Source organism: Mycobacterium sp. PS03-16, from assembly GCF_004570325.1.
Classification (GTDB): domain Bacteria; phylum Actinomycetota; class Actinomycetes; order Mycobacteriales; family Mycobacteriaceae; genus Mycobacterium.
The window spans coordinates 14,642-32,698 of the sequence record NZ_SPQO01000007.1; the positions used below are offsets into that span (position 1 = coordinate 14,642).

Here is an 18,057-nt window from a genome sequence, read left to right on the forward strand (position 1 = left end):
CATGGCCGACCCGACCGCCGCCGACCCGCCGCGCGCCGACCACGCCGAGCTGATGCGCCGGCGGGCGCTGACCGAGGACGCGGCCCGACCGGACGCGGTCGAGCGCCGTCACGCCGCCGGACACCGCACGGCGCGCGAGAACATCGCCGACCTGATCGATGCCGGATCCTTCGTCGAGTACGGCCGCTTCGCCGTTGCGGCACAACGGCAACGGCGGGAGGCGGTTGACCTGATCGCCCGGACGCCGGCCGACGGGCTGGTGGCCGGCACGGCCCGCATCGACGGCGCCCCGTGCGCGGTGCTGTCCTACGACTACACGGTGCTGGCCGGTACTCAGGGCGCCCTGGGCCACCGCAAGAAGGACCGGTTGTTCGACCTCATCGAACGGATGCGGCTCCCGACGGTGTTCTTCGCCGAGGGCGGCGGGGGACGCCCCGGGGACACCGACGTCCCCACGGTGTCCTCCCTCGACGTGCGCGCCTTCGCGCTGTGGGCCGGTCTGTCCGGGCTGGTGCCGCGGATCGCGGTCGTCAACGGCCGGTGCTTCGCGGGTAATGCGGTGATCGCCGGCTGCGCCGATCTGATTGTCGCGACCACCGGCACATCGATAGGCATGGGCGGACCGGCGATGATCGCGGGCGGGGGACTGGGCGACGTGGCACCCGACGCGGTCGGGCCGATCTCGACGCAGGAACCCAACGGCGTGGTCGACGTCGTGGTCGACGACGAGGCCCAGGCCGTCGCCGTGGCCAGGACGTTGGTCGGCTACTTCACCGGACCCTGCGCACCGGGACCCGTGCCGGACCAGACCCTCTTGCGCGCAGCGGTGCCCGAACGCGCCCGACGCGCCTACGACGTCGCCCCGATCATCCGGACGCTCGCCGACGAGGGATCGGTGACGATGCTGCGGCCGCGGTTCGCCCGCGAGATGGTCACGGCGTTCGCGCGCATCGAGGGCCACCCGGTCGGCGTGCTCGCCAACGACACCCGCCACATGGCCGGCGCGATCACCGCGGCCGCGGCCGACAAGGCGGCCCGCTTCCTGCAGTTGTGCGACGCCTTCGAGATTCCGGTGCTGTCCCTGGTCGACTGCCCCGGCTACATGGTGGGCCCGGCCGCGGAGGCGGAGGCCCTGGTGCGCCGCGGATCCCGCCTCCTGGTGGCCGGCGCGGCCCTGCGGGTGCCGCTGGTGGCGGTGGTGTTGCGCCGCGGCTACGGCCTGGGCGCGCAGGCCATGACCGGCGGGGGACTGCACGAGCCGCTGCTGACGGTGGCCTGGCCCGGGGCGCATCTGGGTCCGATGGGTCTGGAAGGCGCGGTGCGGCTGGGGATGCGCAAGGAACTCGAGGCCATCGCCGATCCGGAGCAGCGTGAGGCCGCGGTACGGGACGCCACCGCCGCGGCGCAGGAGCACGCGCAGGCGCTGAATGCCGCGTCGATGTTCGAGATCGACGACGTCATCGATCCCGCCGACACCCGCAGCGTCGTCGTCGCCACGCTGGCCGCCGCGTGCGGCGCTCCCCGTGAACGCCGCACGCCGCGCTTCGTGGACACCTGGTGATTGACCGGCAGGTCCAGGGGTAACCGGTAGGCCGTGCCAGAGACACTGACAGTCCTCGATCCCCGCACCGGCGACGTCGTCAGCCGCGTTCCCATCGCCGACGCCTCGGCCTGTGACGAAGCGGTCAAGCGGGCACGCGCAGCGGCCCCGGGATGGGCCCGCACACCGGCCGCCGAACGCGCCGCCGCGCTCACCGCGGCCGCTGCGGCGGTGCGGGCGGCCGCCGACGAGTTGGCCGAACTCAACGAACGCGAGACCGGCAAGTTGCGCACCGACGCCGCAGGCGGTGTCGAGGCCGGCGCCGGCACGCTGGTGCAGTACGCCGAACTGGGCCCGCTGCACCGCGGCCGGAGCCTGCACGGCGGGTGGTCGGCCACGGACCTGATGGTCCCCGAGCCGCGCGGCGTGGTGGCGGTGCTGACACCGTGGAACGATCCGGTCGCCGTGGCGGCCGGACTGCTCGGCGCGGCGTTGGTGACCGGAAACACCGTGGTTCACAAGCCGAGTGAGCGCTGCCCGGCGACCGGCCGCCGCTTCGCCGAACTGCTGGCCGAACAGTTGCCCGACGGCGTGTTGGAGATCGTCGACGGGGACGCGACGGTCGGGGCGCGCCTGACGGCCGCCGACGACGTCGACGTGGTCGCCCATGTCGGCAGCAGTGCGACCGGACGAGAGATCGCGCGGACCTGTGCGGAGCGCGGCGCGAAGGCCGTCCTGGAGAACGGCGGCAACGATGCGCTGATCGTCGACGCCGGGGTGGACCCACGGTGGGCCGCCGAGCAGGCGGCGGTGGGCGCCTTCGCCAACGCCGGTCAGATCTGTGTGTCGGTGGAACGCATCTACGTCGTCGAAGAGGCGGCCGGCGGGTTCGTCGACGCGCTGGCCGGTCAGGCCCGCGAGTGGGCGGACCGCATCGGCCCGCTGGTCGACGAACGCCAGCGCGACGTGGTGCACCAGCACGTCACGGACGCCGTCGGCGCTGGCGCGCAGATCCGTGCCGGCGGGGAACCACGGCCCGGCCCGGGCTGCTTCTATCCGCCGACCGTACTCACCGGCTGCACACCGGACATGCTGGTGCTGCGGGAGGAGACGTTCGGGCCGGTGGCGCCCGTGCGCGTGGTGCCCGACTTCGACACCGCGCTGGCCGAGGCCGCCGACGACCGGTACGGCTTGGCCGCGACCGTGCTGACCCCCGACATGGCCCATGCGCAGACCGCCTGGCGGACGCTGCCCGTGGGCACCGTGAAGATCAACGCAGTCTTCGGGGGAGCGCCGGGCGGGGCGTCCCAACCCCGCCGCGCCAGCGGGCAGGGCTTCGGCTTCGGGCCGGAACTGCTCGACGAGATGACCGCGGTGAAGGTCGTGCACTGGTCGCCGCCACCGACCCCCTGACGGAGCCAAATATCGCCAGCAAAACGGCCTCTTACCCAGCGCCGCCCCGTTTCGACTGCACAACCGAAGAGGGGCGACGCGTCGGTGACGGAGAGGTTAATTAGCTGACTCCCGTTCTCCCAGTTCGGCACGCGATCCTGAGGAATTTCCTAATTGATCTTGGAGAAGTATGGGTATCCGCGCGTCATGACAGGCGCACCTGTCGCTCGGGCGTAGCAACGTCGCCCGAGTCCACGTGACCAGAGCGGAGATCAAGATGAGCACCGAAGGACTGAGCGCGGCCGAACTCGCAGCCGAGAGCGCGATCGCGCTGCCCGACAAAGAGGTCGTGTCGATCCTCGACCTCAACGCCGATGTCGACGTCGCGATCGACGCCGCGTCGCCGATCGACCTCGCCGCCGCGGCGAATCTCAACGTGGCCGCCCCGATCGACGCCGCCGCGGGCGCCAACGTGCTCTCCTACGGCTCGGGCGCCCAGGCCGTGGTGGACCAGGGCACCTCCATCGAACAGACGCTTGCCGCGAACGCCTACGCCACCTCCAACCAGGTGAGCGGCATCGATCAGGGCGGTATGGACACCGACGGGGACGAGCCGACCGGCGGAACCGATACCGGCACCGGCACCGATACGGGCACCGGCACCAGCGTCGACACCAGCCCGGCTGCGCTGCTCGACGGCAATCTGCTCAACGTCAACGTCAACGTCGACCTCGACACCGACCTGGCGGCCCCGATCAGTGGCGCGGTGGCCGCCAACGCCAACGTCGCCGCACCGATCAACGCCGGCGTGGCCGCCAACATCGGCTCGGTCGACTCGGATGCGATCTCGATCGCCGAGCAGGACGCCATCATCAGCCAGTCGATCACCGGTGAGGCGGTCGCGACGGCCAACCAGGACTCCCAGATCTCGCAGGGTGACAGCGACACCGGCGGCACGGATTCCGGCACGGATTCGGGCACGGATTCGGGGGCCACCGGCGGCACCGACTCCGGGAGCAGCTCCACGGGCGGCTCCGATTCCGGGAGCGACAGCAGCAGCGGCGGCGGCACCGCCGGCTGACCCGCCTGACGCGACGACGGGAGTGCTCCTGTGACCACCATGGACGCCCAGCCGACCCAGGTCGGACTGCAGCGCGCCGACGGTGTCCAGCTGATCGGGGAGATGGCGGGATCCGGCTACCGGATCCCGCCGTCCCTCGCGCGGCGCGGCGACGGGCAGACCGTGCAGCTGACCCCGCTGCTCTACGCGGTGCTCCGCGAGGTCGACGGACGCCGGACCGCCGCCGAGATCGCCGAGAGGGTCTCGGCGGCGACCGGCCGCACGGTCAGCGAGGACAACGTCCGCCAGCTCGCCGACGGACAGTTGCGCCCACTCGGGCTGCTGGTGCGCGCAGACGGCAGCCAGCCCGTGGTCAAGAAGCGCGACCCGCTGCTCGGTCTGCGATTCCGGTACGCGGTCACCGATCCGGACCGCACCCGGCGGGTGACCGATCCGTTCCGGTTCCTGTTCCGGCCGTGGGTGGTGCTGCCCGCGCTCGTCGCGTTCGTCGCGGTGTGCTGGTGGGTGTTCTTCGAGAAGGGTCTCGCGTCGGCGGCCCACGACGCGTTCGAGCGCCCGGGGCTGCTCATCCTCGTGTTCGCGGTCACGATCCTGTCCGCGGGATTCCACGAGTTCGGGCACGCCGCGGCCGCCCGGTACGGCGGCGCCACCCCGGGGGTGATGGGGTTCGGCGTCTACCTGGTGTGGCCGGCGTTCTACACCGACGTCACCGACTCCTACCGCCTCGGCCGCGCCGGGCGGATCCGCACCGATCTGGGCGGGCTGTACTTCAACGCGCTGGTCGCGATCGTGATCACCGGCCTGTGGTGGTGGCTGGGCTACGACGCCCTGCTGCTGGTCGTCGCGACACAGATTCTGCAGATGCTGCGCCAGCTCGCGCCGCTGGTGCGCTTCGACGGCTACCACGTGCTGGCCGATCTGACCGGCGTGCCGGACCTGTACTCCCGGATAAAACCGACGCTGCTCGGCGCGCTGCCGTGGCGGTGGGGCGATCCCCACGCCCGGCTGCTCAAACCGTGGGCCCGCATCGTGGTGACGCTGTGGGTGGTGCTGGTGGTCCCGCTCCTGCTCGCCACCCTCGCCCTCGCGGTCTGGACGCTGCCCCGGGTGCTCGGCAGCGCATGGGCGGGCCTGAACAAGCAGCAGGACGTGCTGGCCACCGCGTGGGCCGACGGGGACATGTTGCAGGCCGTCGCCCGCGTGCTGGCGATGATCGCGATCGTCATCCCGGTGGCCGGCATCATCTACATGCTGGTGCGCCTGGTCCGGCGCAGCGCCGCGGCGGCCTGGGCCGGGTCGGCGGGTAAACCGGTCAAGCGCGTGATGGTCGTGGCCTTGGGGGCGGTGGCCTTCGCCGGGGTGGCCTACGCCTGGTGGCCCGGCGAGGGCACCTACCGGCCGATCCAACCGTGGGAGCGCGGCACGATCGGCGACATCGTCTATGCGCTGCAGACCGACGAGATCGCCACGCCCACAGCGCGTGACGGCGATCCGGCCCTGGCCGCGGCACCGAGGTTCGTCAACGGCCAGCAGGGCGTGATGCAGGCGGTGTGGGACACCGCCAGCCCGCCGCCGACCCAGCAGTCTCCGCAGCTGGCGCTCATCCTCCTGCCCCGTCAGCAGACCGACTTCACCGGCAGCAGCGGCGGTTCGGGCGGCAGCGTCGCCGCCGCCCCCGCGGCCTCGACCACCGGCAGCGACAACGGCTGGGTGTTCCCCGTCGACAAACCGCTCGCGCCGGAACCCGGCGACAATCAGGCGCTCGCGGTCAACACCACCGACGGAACCACCGTCTACGACGCCGCTTTCGCGATGGTCTACGTGACCGACAACGCCGATGCGATGAACGTCAACGAGGCACACGCTTATGCGTCATGCGATTCCTGCGCGGCGGTGGCGGTGGCCTACCAGGTGGTGTTCGTCATCGACAGCGACGCGGCCGACGACAACGTGGTGGCACCGCAGAACCTCGCCGGTGCGCTGAACTACGAATGCGCCAACTGCCTGACCTACGCGCTGGCGCGTCAGGTGTTCATCACCGTCGACGAGCCGCTGTCCGAGGACGCGATGAGGAAGCTGGACGCGGTGTGGGCGGACATGAGGAAGTTCGAGAAGGACATCGAGGCCGGCCGGGTGCCGCCCGATCAGATCGAGGCGCGCCTCGACAAGTACACCGGGCAGATCATGGCGATCGTCGAGGAAGATCAGCCGGGGACGATCCCGACGACCTCGGCGACGCCGCCGACCACGAGCACGAGCGCCGTCACCGCGACCACGTCGGCTCCCGCGACGACGTCCGCGCCGCCCACCAGCGGGTCGCCGACGCCGAGCGCCACCACCTCGGCGCCCGCCCCGTCGACGGCCGCCACCGCGGTGGACACCGCCACCGCGGTCAGCCCGACGGCGACCGCGACACAGTCGGCGGCGCCGCCCGCCACCCCCGAACCGACCGCAACCGGAGACTCGACCGCGGAGCCCGCCGATTCCACCGATGCGGGCACCGACACCACATCGGGCGGCACGTCGGACGGCACCGACACGTCGGGGGACACCGGGTCCACGCCGTGATCCGGGCGGGGCAGTGCCGTCCGGACCGAGGATCAGCCGTCGTCGTCGTGCCGGCCGAGCGCGGCGCGGATCATCGGCAGGAACCAGCCCGACAGCGGCCACACGGCGGCCAGCGCGATCGCGCACAGCACACTGACCGTGTTGAACACCATCCGGTCGCGCCGGCCCCGCTCGTCGTCGCCGAACTGCCGCCGCAGCAGTGCCACGGTGGTCAGCAGCCAGCCGCCCAGGTACAGGGCGATGAGCAGGTATCGCATCACCCGCAGTTCTACACCTCGGCGAGGTGGTCCCGCCGCCGCCGCGACGAACCGTGACAACTGGAGCCGTCGCTGTAACGGTGACGCTCTAGAATCCTCGGCATGGGCATCGTCCTCGGATTCGCGCCATGGGTTGTCTACTGGGTTGTGATCGGCAACGCGCCGATGCTGCTCGCCGCGCTGCTCGCGCTGGTGGTCGCGGTGGCGGCACTGGCCATCGGACCGGCCCGCCAGTCCTCCGGCCGCACCCTCGACATCGGCGCGGCCGTGACGTTCACGGTTCTCACCGCATTGACACTGGTCTCGACCGACCTGTTCGCGCTGCGCTGGCTGCTGCCGCTGAGCAACGCCGGCCTGCTGCTGACCGCACTGGCCGGGGTGCTCGCCGGCCGCCCGTTCATACGCGAATTCGCCGCCGCCGGCCAGCCGAAGGACATCATCGACACCGATCTGTTCACACAGATCACCACCCGGCTGACGTGGGTCTGGGTGGCGGTGTTCGCCGGGATGACCGTGTCGTCGGCGATCCCACCGCTGGTGCGCGGCGACGCGTCGATCCTCGACACCGAAACCCCGGTGACGTTCGTCTGCTACTGGGCGGTGCCGTTCGTGCTGATGGCGGCCGGCGCGCTCATCTCGCGCGTGCTGCCGGACCGGATGACCGCCGGCGCGGGCGACATCACCCGCAAGACCACGTTCGTCGCCTACAGCGAGGCCGCGATCGACGAACTCTATTTCCTGGCAACCGAACACGTCACCCGCGAGGTGGGCGCGGGACAGGAGGCCTACGACGTGCGGGTGGGCGGCAAGGGCACCCCGCTGGTGGGCGACGAATCCCGGTTGTCGTGGCCGGCCACCTACCGGGTGCGCGAGCGGCGCCGCTGACCCCTCAGGCGGTCGCGACGATGTGCACCGGGTCGCCGAGCCTGATGGTGCCCGAGGTCAGGATGCGGCACGCCGATCCGGCCCGGCGGCGCAGCGCCGCGGCCGCGCCGCGCCCGATGTCATCGTCGAGCAGCCGGCACGGCGCCAGGATGCGCACCACCTCGAGTTCGACCTCACCGATGGTCAGCCGACTCCCCGGCGCCGTCGGGATGTCGCCCGAGTCGACGGTGATGTTGCGCCGGGTGGCGCCGCAGTCGAAGGGGTGACCGAGCTCCTCGGCGGCCCGGTCGAGCAGTTCCTGGGACTGGATCGACACGTGCCGGTGCTTGGTGCCGTGGTAGCGGTCACCGACCAGGCCCCGTCCTGCCTCGGCGAGTACCGACTCGACCGACCGCACGGGCAGCCGCCTGCCCTTGGCGATGTGGATTGCGCGCACGATCACCGGCGCGATTGTACGAGCGCGCGAACCGTTCTCGCCCTGGGCGCCATCGCGATCGGTAACTTCGCAGGCGTGCCATCACCGCCGAACCGCCAGATCGTGTTGCGCCGCAGGCCAGAAGGGCTGGTCGATCCCGACGATACGGAGCTGATCGTCACCGAGGCGCCGACGCCCGCGGACGGTGAGGCGCTGCTGCGCGTCACCTATGTGGGCATCGACGCCGCGGTCCGGACCTGGCTCAACGATCAGCGTGGTTACCTCCCGCCGGTGCAGCTCGGCGAGGTGATCCGGGCCGCGGGCATCGGTGAGGTCATCGAGTCCCGGTGCGACGCGTATGCGGTCGGCGACGTGGTCACCACGCTGACCGGCTTCCAGGAATACGCGATCATCCGCGACGACCTGTTCAGCACGCCGGTGCCCGGCCGCGGGGAGGTCGACCAACTCGCGGTGATGTCCGTCTACGGACCGACCGGCGCCACAGCGTATTTCGGCATGGTCGACATCGGCCGCCCGCAGCCAGGGGAGACCGTGGTGGTGTCGGCGGCCGCGGGGGCGACCGGGTCGGTGGCCGGGCAGATCGCCAGAATCGCCGGGGCCCGCGTGGTGGGTATCGCGGGCGGACCGGAAAAATGCCGCGCTGTGGTCGAGGATTTCGGCTTCGACGCGTGTATCGACTACCGCAACGCCGATGTCGCCGCCGCGCTGCGCGAGCACTGTCCGCGCGGGGTCGACGTCTACTTCGACAACGTGGGCGGGCCGATCCTCGATGCGGTGCTGGGCCGGCTGGCGCACCGCGCGCGGGTGGTGCTGTGCGGGGTGATCTCGAGCTATCTGACCGGTGAGCATCCGGGTCCGGCCAACTACGTCAACCTGCTGGCCAAGACTGCGACCATGCAGGGCTTCAACGCCCTCGACGAGTGGGGGCGCTACGAGGAGGCGTTCGCCGCCCTGCGCGCGTGGGAGGCCGACGGCCGGCTGGTGCACCGCGAGCACGTGCTCGACGGCGTCGCATCGTGTGTCGACGCGCTCAACGGGCTGTTCACCGGTGCGAACATCGGCAAGATGCTGGTGCGGGTCGGCGATCCCGCCGGTGCTCCGCCGGGTCAGGTCCAGTAGAGCAGGCGGGCGGCCGGCAGCGTCTCGGCGAGCTCGGCTTCGAACCACCCGCGCAACTCGGCCATCGTCTCCTTCGGGTAGACGTATTTCGCCGAGCCGAACTTGCCGAACTTGCGGGTGCGCACGGCCTCGTCCATCTCGAGCTTCGTGCGCGGGTACCACCCGGTCAGCACGTCCTTGCTGCCCGCGGTGAACCGGTGGGTGATGCACTCGACGGTCAGGTCCAGGTCGGCGATGTCAGACACGGCGGCCGCCACGTCGCGCAGCAGCGCACCGTACCCGTTGCGCCAGTCGTCGATCGGCATGATCGGGGCGATCGTCAGCCCGATGCGGTAGCCGGCGAGCGCCAGCGCGCGCAGCGCGGCGATGCGGCGTGGCAACCGCGCCGTACCGCCCTCGAAGCGGTGGGCGACGTTCTCGGCGTTGACCGACAGCCGCACCCGGGTGCGGCCGCCGTGCGGCAGGTCCAGGAGCGGCGCGACGTTGTCGTACTTGGTGGTGAACCGCAGCCCCACCGGACCGGGCCACGGGTGGGTGCCGACGTGTTCGATGGTCGCCGACAGGGAGCCGGTGAGGTGTTCGAGCGCCAGCGGATCGGTGTAGCAGGAGGCCTCGAAGGTGGTGCCCTCGTCGGCGCGCAGCGGGGACGCCGAGGTGATCGTGCCCCGGCCGACGTGGCCGTCCATCTCGGCGAGGATGTCGGGCAGGTTCGCATACACGCGGGTGATCGGCGGGCCGGACAGCGACCCGGCCAGGTAGCAGTACTGGCAGTGGCCGGGGCAGCCCTGCGCGAGGTCGATACGCCAGTCCGCACTGGGCGGAATCGGTTGCGGCTTGCGCTTACCGGGCGGTGCGACGACCACCGCCAGCGTGCGTTTGGCCAGTGCGTAGGCGGCACGGTCGGAGTCGGCGCCCAGCGGCGGCAAGCGGTCGCCGCGCAAAACGGTGATGTCCTCGACGCCCGCGGCGGCACAGCGGTCGATGATCTGCGCCCCGTGCGGCAGCTCGGCGGCGGACCGGGTCACCAGGACGCGCGCGGGCTTCCACAGAGTGGGCGAGGGGGTGGAGGTAAGGGCAGCGATCGTGGTCATGTGCCTGGTGCAACGATTCGCGGGGGAGCGCGATTCCGGCCGGCGGGCAGGTCAGCCCGTGACTCCGGTCATGTGCAGCACCACGCCCACGGCGACGGCGAGAAACGCCAGCGCGAACAGTGCCACGAGGACGATCGTCAGCACGCTGCCCGGCGTGACCCGGCGGGCCGGCTGCGGCCCGGGTTCCTCGCCCACCGCGGTCGACCCCGCGTCGGGCGGCGTATCGCCCGGCGCGACGCCGCCGCCGGGTTCCAGACCGGGAACTTCCTCGGGTTCGGGTTGCGGCGGCATACCTGTCATGGTGTTCCGACGTACCCCGCGGTGCGCGTCTCACACGCGTTCACCCGCATTCGGTCACCGTTGCGTCTCACTCCGGCATCTTTTGCCGATGGGACGCTTACGGGTTCGCCATCCGGGGAGGCCAGGCGGTAGAAGTGATCTTGACCGGTGGCCGACCGGTCGATGTCTGCGTGCATACGAAGAGGTGGGTTGGGATGAGACGGATCGTCGTGTTCGTCGTGTGTCTGGCTGTGTCGTTGGCGACCGCGGGGGCCGCCACCGCCGACAGGTTGATGTTCCCTACCCGAAATCAACAGGCCATCGACATCGTGATCGCCCGCGCGCTGTCGCAGCGTGGGGTGCCGTTCGCCTACGGCGGCGGCACGGTCGCCGGACCGTCACTGGGCAACGGCAGCACCGCCGAGGTGAGCCAGTCCGCGGCGACCGCACCCGGTTCGCTCCCGGTCGCCGGCTCGCCCGGCTTTCTCCCGCCCGCGGGAATGCCCGGTCTGCCAACGGTTCCCGTGCTGCCCGCGCCCGCACCGGCTCCGGCGCCGCGGGTCGTCGGCTTCGACGCCTCTGGTCTGATGGTGTACGCGTTCGCCGGTGCGGGGCTCAAGCTGCCGCGGACCTCGGGGGAGCAGTACCTGGTGGGCCGCAAGGTGCTGCCGTCTCAGGCGCTGCCCGGCGATCTGCTGTTCTACGGACCGAACGGAACGCAGAGTGTCGCGCTGTTCATCGGCAACGGTCAGATGATCGAGGTGGGGGATGCGGTCCAGGTGACGCCGGTGCGCACCAACAACATGGCTCCGTACCTCGTGCGCTACATCGACTGACCGCGGCGGCCACCTCCCCAACCTATTGACTTTCGATAGGTATCGAACGATAGTCGTTGTATGACGAGGCAACGATGGGTGATCGGTGGACTGCGGGCCTGCCTGGTGGCGCTGTTCGGGATCCTGCTGTTGATGCAGACCATGTCGCTTCCGGGCCAGTTCGCGCACATGGCCGCGGAATCGCCCGAATCGGCGCACCTGCGCTGGCCGGCCACGGCGGTGACGATGTTCTGGGTGCTGTGCGCGCAGGTGGTCATCGTGTGCACGTGGAAGCTGCTGACCCTGGTGCGGCGCGACCGCATCTTCACCGAGGCGTCGATGTCCTGGGTCGACGCCATCGTCGGCGCGATCGGGGCCGGGTGGGCGGTGCTGCTCGGGGTGTTCCTCTACGTCGGGCTCAACGCCCGCGACCCCGGGCTGCCACTGCTGCTGTTCCTGCTTCTGACCGGCGGCGCGGTCCTCGGCCTGCTGGTGGTGGTCATGCGCGCCCTGCTCGCGCAGGCGACCGCGCTGCGCACCGACATGGACGCCGTCATCTGATGCCGATCGTCGTGCGCATCGACGTCCAGCTCGCGCGCCGCAAGATGAGCGTCGGCGAGTTCGCCGAACGGGTCGGGCTCACCCCTGCCACCGTGGCCGTGCTCAAGAACGGACGCGCCAAGGCGGTGCGATTCACCACACTCGAGGCGATGTGCCGGGTGCTGCAGTGCCAACCCGGCGACCTCCTGGAGTGGGTGGAGGACTGAGCGCATCGGCCGAATCGCCGACGAATTACGTGACACCGTGTAAAGCTGAGGTGTGACCGAGGCCGCGCCGCAGACGCCGCCGCGGGGGCGGCGCCGGAATCCGCGCACCCGGCACGACCTCGTGGCCGCGACCCGCACGATCCTGGTCCGCGACGGATACGACCAGGTGACCATCGAGTCCGTCGCGCGCGAGGCCGGGGTCAGCCGCCCCACCGTCTACCGCCGCTGGCCGTCGAAGGCACACCTGGTGTTCGACGCGGCCTTCGGCCAACCTGACATCGGCGATCTGCTCACCGGCAGCGACGATTTCGGCGCAGACCTGCACCGCTTCGTGCGCGCCGTCGTCGAGTTCTGGCGTGAGCCGGCGGTGCACGCCGCCGCGCTCGGAATCCTCGCCGACCGCCACCGCGACCCGCAGCTGCAGATCCGCGCGCAGCAGTTGCTCGACGACGCCACCCGCGCACAGTTCGCGGCGCTGGTCCGCCACGGCGTCGCGCGGGGGGCGGTCGACGCGGAACTCGACGCCGACACCCTCTACGACACGGTGATCGGCAGCGCGTTCTACGCCGTCCATGTCCTCGACCGCCGTGACGTGGACGATTGCGTCGCCCACCTCGGCGCGCTGCTCCTACGGGGCGCCGCCGTCCGCAACCAGGAGCACCCATGACCCGTCACGGTGAACTGTCCACGGCATTCGCTGCCCTGCTCGACGAGGTGCGCGCCATCGAGGACCGGTTCCTGCACGCCGATCCGCCCCTGGCCGACGCCGACCTCCTCGACGGCTACCGCCTCACCTTCAGCCTGCTGCGCGTCGCCGTCGACGCGTACGTCTGGGGCGACAAGGACCGCCCGCGGCTGGTGGACGTCATCGGGCCGTATCTCAAATGGGGCGGCGACAATTCGGACGCCTTCTACCAGCTTGCGCCCGTCGACCCGGCGCGGACCTACCGGGTGACCGGCAACCGCGGCGACGCGGTGTACCTGTCGATGACCGTCTACGGAGGTCCCGACGACGGCAGCTACAGCAATCGCATCGTCGGCACCGTCAACCACCGCGACCTGGACTTCGACGAGGACGGGAACTTCGCCTTCACCATGAGCCCCGACCCGCAGCCCGGCACCTGGTTGCGGACCGAAGCGGACGCGGTGATGGCCCTGACCCGCGACTACCTCGAGGATCCGGCCAGCGGGCGGCGCACCCGGTGGGCCATCGACACCATCGACCCGCCGGCTCGGCGCCACGACGACGCACAGGATCTGGCGCGGCGAATGCGGGCCGCCCGCACATGGATTCGCGAACAGTGCTCGTTCCTGCCCACCCGCGTCGACCCGCCCAACAGCATCCACGAGCCGTTCCCGGTGCCGCAGAACGCCTACGGATGGTCGGCCGCCGACGCCGCCTACGCGATGGGTGCCTACGCCCTGGAACCGGATCAGGCGCTCATCGTGGAGGGAACCTCACCGGACTGTGTGTTCTGGAACCTGTGCCTGTGGAATCCGTTCCTGCACACCTACGACTACACCTACGAACGCGTCACGATCAACGGCGCCCAGATCGGGTACCGGCCCGACGGCTCGTGGCAGATCGTGATCGCCGACCGCGACCCCGGACATCCGAACTGGGTGTCCACCGCGGGCCGGCGCACCGGGTTGATCTGGCTGCGCTGGTTCCTGCCGGAGCAGACGCCGGAGCGGCCGCAGTGCCGCGTCGTCGACATCGCCTCCGACTTCGACCGGGTGTCGCGGTGAGTGCGCCGGCCCGGCCCGCGGCGATCACGCTCGACGACCTCGCCGCGCCGGAGTTCCCGGCCGCTGCGCAGCCGATGCGCGCGGCGCTGGCCGGCTACGGCGCCACCGTCACGCTCACGCCCGCGGCATTGCTGGCGGCGGCCGAGGCCCGGACCGGACTCGACGACTGGGGCGACGACGGGTTCCGCACCCGCCTGAATGTGCTGTGCACCTCGTTGCGTGAGGAGGCCGGGCTGTCCGACGCCGGCCGGGCGCTGGCGTTCGAACAGCTGACCCAGCATCTGGTCAACCGCTTACGCCTGACCGCGCTGATCGCGGCGCACCCCGAGATCCTCGACGTGCCGATCGACCGCCCGATCATCGTCTGCGGGCTGCCCCGCACCGGAACCACGCACCTGCACAACATGATCGCCGCGGATCCGGCGATCCGGTACCTGCCCTACTGGGAGAGCCTGGAACCCGTCGCCGCGCCGGGGGAGGAGGACGCGGCCCGCCGGGCGCGGTGCGCTGCCGGCCTGGACCTGGTGCACACCTGTATGCCCGAGTTCCGGCGCATGCACGACATGACCGTCGAGCACGCTCACGAGGAGATCCAGCTGCTCGGCAACGACATCGGCGGCATGCTGTTCGAGACGATGTTCCACGTCCCCTCCTATGCGGCGCACTACCGCGACACCGACCAGTCGCCGTCCTATGCCCATCTCAAGCGCACGCTGCAGGCGCTGCAGTGGTTGCGCGGCGGAACCCGGTGGGTGCTGAAGTCCCCGCAGCACCTCGAACAGTTCCCGGCACTGGTCTCGACCTTCCCCGACGCGACGTTCGTGGTGACGCATCGGGATCCGGTCGAGGTGGTGCAGTCGATGGCGACGATGATCTGCTACGCCGCGCGCATGTCGTGCGACCGGCCCGATCCGGCGGCGCTGACCCGCTATTGGGTGGACCGCGCCGACGACCTGCTCACCGGATGCCTGCGCGACCGCGCGGTGCTGCCCGCCGACCGGTCCGTCGACATCCGCTTCGACGACTTCATGGCCGACGAGGAGGGGACGCTGGCGCGGATCTACGCGCTGGCCGGCCAGCCGTTCGACGAGCGCGCCCGCACGGCGATGCAGCGCTTCCGCACCGACCACCCCCGCGGTCTGTACGGCGGGGTGCGCCACCGACCGGCCGATCTCGGCCTCGACGTCGACGCGGTGGCCGCGCGGCTGCGGCCCTACCGCGACCGGTTCGTCGCGAGCTGACGCGGCCCGGGTGTAGAGCACGCGCGGCGGGTACCCTTCGCCCATGGAGCAGACGCCATGAGCGCCGGCCTGTTCGCTTTGCTCGACGACGTCGCCGCGCTGGCCCGCCTCGCGGCGGCCTCGGTCGACGACATCGGCGCAGCCGCCGGCCGGGCCACCGCCAAGGCCGCGGGTGTCGTGGTCGACGACACCGCGGTCACCCCGCAGTACGTGCACGGGATCGCCGCCGAGCGGGAACTGCCGATCATCAAACGCATCGCGATCGGCTCGCTGCGCAACAAGCTGGTGTTCATCCTGCCGGCCGCATTGCTGCTCAGCCAGTTCCTGCCGTGGTTGCTCACCCCGATCCTCATGCTGGGCGCCACCTACCTGTGCTTCGAGGGCGCCGAGAAGGTGTGGGGCCGTATCCGAGGTCATGACAGCCACGCCGCGCCCGCGGCCGAGGTGGGCGAGGACGCCGAGAAGTACATGGTGACCGGCGCGATCCGCACCGACTTCATCCTGTCGGCCGAGATCATGGTGATCGCGCTCAACGAGGTGGCGAGCGAATCGTTCTGGCCGCGGCTGATCATCCTCGTCGTCGTGGCGCTCGTGATCACCGCCGCGGTGTACGGCGTGGTGGCGGGCATCGTGAAGATGGACGACATCGGGCTGCGGCTGACGCAGCGCAGTTCCCGCGTCGCGCAGTCGGTGGGTCGTGGACTGGTGGCCGGGATGCCCAAGCTGCTCGCCGCGCTCTCGGTGATCGGCACGGTCGCGATGCTGTGGGTCGGCGGGCACATCCTGCTGGTCGGCACCGACGAGCTGGGCTGGCACGGACCGTACGGGATCGTCCACCACGCCGAGGAGGCCGTCCACCACGCGGTGCCGGGCGTCGGCGGCGTCCTGGCCTGGCTGGTCAACACGGCCGCGTCGGCGGTGATCGGCTTGGTGGTCGGCGCCCTGGTGGTGGCGGTGATGCACGTGCTGCCGTTCGGCAAGAAGCATCACGCCGACGCACATCCGACAGGCGAGGAGACGACGATGAGCCATCCGCGCGATCTGGGCGCCGAGGACCACACCGATGCCGCCGAGGACGACGGTTCGGCCGAGTTCCAGCCGGAGGACGGCGGCGCCGCGCCCTCGGGTGGACATCCGCCGGAACGCACCCGCTGACGCCGGCTCGACGGGTCCGAGCGCACGCGTCGCCGCGCGAGACTGAAGCTGTGCGGGAGAAGTGCGGGAGCCGGCCTGCCCACGGTCAGTCTGGAGCGCGACGCCGCGTGACCCGGGAAGCACTCGGTGCGTGGGTGATCAAGTGCAACCCGCACGTGACGTCGCTGACGCCCATGGTGGTGGCGGGCGCGGCGCACCGCTCGTGGTGCGTCGCGGACAACTACCGCTCCCGCCTGCTGAGGCCCGGCGACCGCGTGCTGTTCTGGGTGTCGGCGCATCCGCAGCGCGGCATCTGGGGCGCCGGACGCCTCACCGGCCGGGCGGAATGGGACGACGGCCGCCTCCGCGTTCCCGTCGACATCCCGCTGTTCGGCCGACCGGTCACCGCCGCCGCGCTGATTGCGACCGGGAGCCTCGCGTCGCTGGAGGTGTTCCGGTCTCCTCAGCAGGCGAATCCGTCGTGGGTCGACGTCGACGAGATCGGCCTCATCGACCCGTTGCTCCCGACGGCCGCGGGGCAGCTGTGATGTCGGTGACCCCGGCGCCGCGGCGGAATCCCGGTCACCCGGCCCCCGTTGAACCACACATGACGTCCACGCTCGGCCGTACCCCGGCCACTCTGGCGGACCGACTCCTCGACATCACCCGGATCTACCACGAACCCGACATCGAACGCTTCCCGCGTGCCGTCGAGGTGCTCGACCGATATCCCGACGCCGAACGCATCCAGGTGCTGTCCCATCAGGCCATCCCCGGCCTCTACGGCAACGAGGGCAACGTCGAGGACTGGGTGCGCATCAAACAGCAGACGCTGGTCCTCGGTGAGAAGAAGAGCCTGTCGGCCCGACGCAACGAACGCTCGAGCGACTGGATCGCCCCGTCGACCGCCAACGGCTGCGCGATGGCCTGCTCGTACTGCTACGTCCCGCGCCGCAAGGGGTACGCCAACCCGATCACGGTGTTCGCCAACATCGACAGGATCACCGGTTACCTCGAACGCCACGCCAAGCGTCAGGGCCCCAAACCCGTGCCGAACCAGTGCGACCCGGTCGACTGGGTGTATGACATCGGCGAGAACAGCGACTGCTCGGTCGACGCGATGGTCTCCGACAACGTGCGCGACCTGGTCGGGCTGTTCGCCCGCATCCCCAACGCCAAGGCCAGCTTCGCCACCAAACTGGTCAACCGCGACCTGCTCGACTACGACCCCCAGGGCGGCACCCGCGTCCGGTTCAGCCTGATGCCGGCCGAGACGTCCAAGCTCGTCGACATCCGCACCTCGAAGATCGCCGAGCGCATCGCCGCCATCGACGACTTCGTCGAGGCCGGATACGAGGTGCACCTCAACTTCAGCCCGGTCATCGTGCACGAGAACTGGCTCGCCGACTGGTCCGAGCTGCTCGACCAGATCGCGGACGGCACCAGTGCGCGGACCAAGCAGCAGCTCGCCGCCGAGATCATCTTCCTCACCCACAACGAGGGCCTGCACGACGTCAACATGGGCTGGCACCCCAAGGGGGAGGAGCTGCTGTGGCGCCCGGATCTGCAGCAGCTCAAGCGCAGCCAGAGCGGGCAGTGGAACGTCCGCTACAAGAGCCCGTGGAAGGGCCGGTGGGTTCAGCAGCTCACCGAGCTGATCGACGCCAAGCTGCCGGAGTGCCGGATCCGCTACGCGTTCTGAC

The 18,057-nt window shown here is 70.8% G+C and carries 19 protein-coding genes; 15 read left to right on the plus strand and 4 right to left on the minus strand.

The window, feature by feature from the left end; genetic code table 11:
* Window position 1 precedes the first annotated feature (1 nt).
* The 4 genes from E4P42_RS07965 to E4P42_RS07980 all read left to right on the plus strand — a co-directional run bounded on the left by E4P42_RS07965 (window position 2) and on the right by E4P42_RS07980 (window position 6,581).
* Window positions 2–1,561 (plus strand): acyl-CoA carboxylase subunit beta, encoded by a 1,560-nt coding sequence (locus tag E4P42_RS07965; RefSeq protein ID WP_135124829.1) that lies wholly within the window; start codon window positions 2–4, stop codon window positions 1,559–1,561.
* Window positions 1,562–1,594: 33 nt separating this feature from the next.
* Window positions 1,595–2,953: an aldehyde dehydrogenase gene (locus E4P42_RS07970; protein WP_245233932.1), complete on the plus strand. Its 1,359-nt coding sequence runs from the start codon at window positions 1,595–1,597 to the stop codon at window positions 2,951–2,953.
* Window positions 2,954–3,209: 256 nt separating this feature from the next.
* On the plus strand, window positions 3,210–4,013 hold the full coding sequence (locus tag E4P42_RS07975) for a peptidoglycan-binding protein (protein ID WP_135124831.1): 804 nt from the start codon (window positions 3,210–3,212) through the stop codon (window positions 4,011–4,013).
* Between the two features lie 30 nt (window positions 4,014–4,043).
* Complete coding sequence (locus tag E4P42_RS07980) at window positions 4,044–6,581, plus strand: M50 family metallopeptidase (RefSeq protein ID WP_135124833.1); 2,538 nt, start codon at window positions 4,044–4,046, stop codon at window positions 6,579–6,581.
* Between the two features lie 32 nt (window positions 6,582–6,613).
* On the opposite strand, the gene E4P42_RS07985 is transcribed toward E4P42_RS07980, so the two are convergent.
* On the minus strand, window positions 6,614–6,838 hold the full coding sequence (locus tag E4P42_RS07985) for a hypothetical protein (protein WP_135124835.1): 225 nt from the start codon (window positions 6,836–6,838) through the stop codon (window positions 6,614–6,616).
* 102 nt (window positions 6,839–6,940) lie between these two features.
* On the opposite strand from E4P42_RS07985, the gene E4P42_RS07990 reads away from it, so the two are divergent.
* Complete coding sequence (locus tag E4P42_RS07990; protein ID WP_135124837.1) at window positions 6,941–7,723, plus strand: hypothetical protein; 783 nt, start codon at window positions 6,941–6,943, stop codon at window positions 7,721–7,723.
* Window positions 7,724–7,727: 4 nt separating this feature from the next.
* On the opposite strand, the gene E4P42_RS07995 is transcribed toward E4P42_RS07990, so the two are convergent.
* Window positions 7,728–8,165, minus strand: coding sequence for an MOSC domain-containing protein (locus E4P42_RS07995; protein ID WP_135124839.1), 438 nt, complete (start codon window positions 8,163–8,165; stop codon window positions 7,728–7,730).
* A gap of 69 nt (window positions 8,166–8,234) precedes the next feature.
* On the opposite strand from E4P42_RS07995, the gene E4P42_RS08000 reads away from it, so the two are divergent.
* Window positions 8,235–9,278 (plus strand): NADP-dependent oxidoreductase, encoded by a 1,044-nt coding sequence (locus E4P42_RS08000; protein WP_135124842.1) that lies wholly within the window; start codon window positions 8,235–8,237, stop codon window positions 9,276–9,278.
* Here E4P42_RS08000 and E4P42_RS08005 read toward each other — a convergent pair.
* Window positions 9,266–10,369: a spore photoproduct lyase family protein gene (locus tag E4P42_RS08005; protein ID WP_135124844.1), complete on the minus strand. Its 1,104-nt coding sequence runs from the start codon at window positions 10,367–10,369 to the stop codon at window positions 9,266–9,268. The genes E4P42_RS08000 and E4P42_RS08005 overlap by 13 nt on opposite strands.
* Window positions 10,370–10,420: 51 nt before the next feature.
* The gene (locus E4P42_RS08010; protein ID WP_245233933.1) at window positions 10,421–10,660 is read right to left on the minus strand and encodes a DUF6480 family protein; all 240 of its coding nucleotides are present in this window, start codon (window positions 10,658–10,660) and stop codon (window positions 10,421–10,423) included.
* A 203-nt stretch (window positions 10,661–10,863) separates the two neighbouring features.
* Between E4P42_RS08010 and ripD the strand changes: the two genes are divergently transcribed.
* From ripD to E4P42_RS08055, 9 genes are all read left to right on the plus strand, one after another.
* Window positions 10,864–11,484, plus strand: coding sequence for an NlpC/P60 family peptidoglycan-binding protein RipD (ripD, locus tag E4P42_RS08015; RefSeq protein ID WP_135124848.1), 621 nt, complete (start codon window positions 10,864–10,866; stop codon window positions 11,482–11,484).
* Between the two features lie 60 nt (window positions 11,485–11,544).
* A complete protein-coding gene (locus E4P42_RS08020) occupies window positions 11,545–12,024 on the plus strand; it encodes a DUF2975 domain-containing protein (protein WP_135124850.1) in 480 nt (159 codons plus the stop codon).
* Entirely contained in the window at window positions 12,024–12,230 is a 207-nt protein-coding gene (locus E4P42_RS08025; protein ID WP_135124852.1) for a helix-turn-helix transcriptional regulator, read from the plus strand. Before E4P42_RS08020 ends, E4P42_RS08025 begins: the two co-directional genes overlap by 1 nt.
* Window positions 12,231–12,282: 52 nt before the next feature.
* Window positions 12,283–12,897, plus strand: a complete 615-nt coding sequence (locus E4P42_RS08030; RefSeq protein ID WP_209305724.1) for a TetR/AcrR family transcriptional regulator — start codon at window positions 12,283–12,285, stop codon at window positions 12,895–12,897.
* On the plus strand, window positions 12,894–13,979 hold the full coding sequence (locus E4P42_RS08035) for a DUF1214 domain-containing protein (RefSeq protein ID WP_135124854.1): 1,086 nt from the start codon (window positions 12,894–12,896) through the stop codon (window positions 13,977–13,979). The genes E4P42_RS08030 and E4P42_RS08035 overlap by 4 nt, the downstream gene beginning before the upstream one ends.
* Entirely contained in the window at window positions 13,976–15,220 is a 1,245-nt protein-coding gene (locus E4P42_RS08040; RefSeq protein ID WP_245233934.1) for a sulfotransferase, read from the plus strand. Before E4P42_RS08035 ends, E4P42_RS08040 begins: the two co-directional genes overlap by 4 nt.
* A gap of 57 nt (window positions 15,221–15,277) precedes the next feature.
* The gene (locus tag E4P42_RS08045) at window positions 15,278–16,375 is read left to right on the plus strand and encodes a DUF808 domain-containing protein (RefSeq protein ID WP_209305725.1); all 1,098 of its coding nucleotides are present in this window, start codon (window positions 15,278–15,280) and stop codon (window positions 16,373–16,375) included.
* 107 nt (window positions 16,376–16,482) lie between these two features.
* Window positions 16,483–16,902, plus strand: a complete 420-nt coding sequence (locus E4P42_RS08050; RefSeq protein WP_245233935.1) for an EVE domain-containing protein — start codon at window positions 16,483–16,485, stop codon at window positions 16,900–16,902.
* 59 nt (window positions 16,903–16,961) lie between these two features.
* Complete coding sequence (locus tag E4P42_RS08055) at window positions 16,962–18,056, plus strand: spore photoproduct lyase family protein (protein ID WP_135124856.1); 1,095 nt, start codon at window positions 16,962–16,964, stop codon at window positions 18,054–18,056.
* The last annotated feature ends 1 nt before the right edge of the window (window position 18,057 follow it).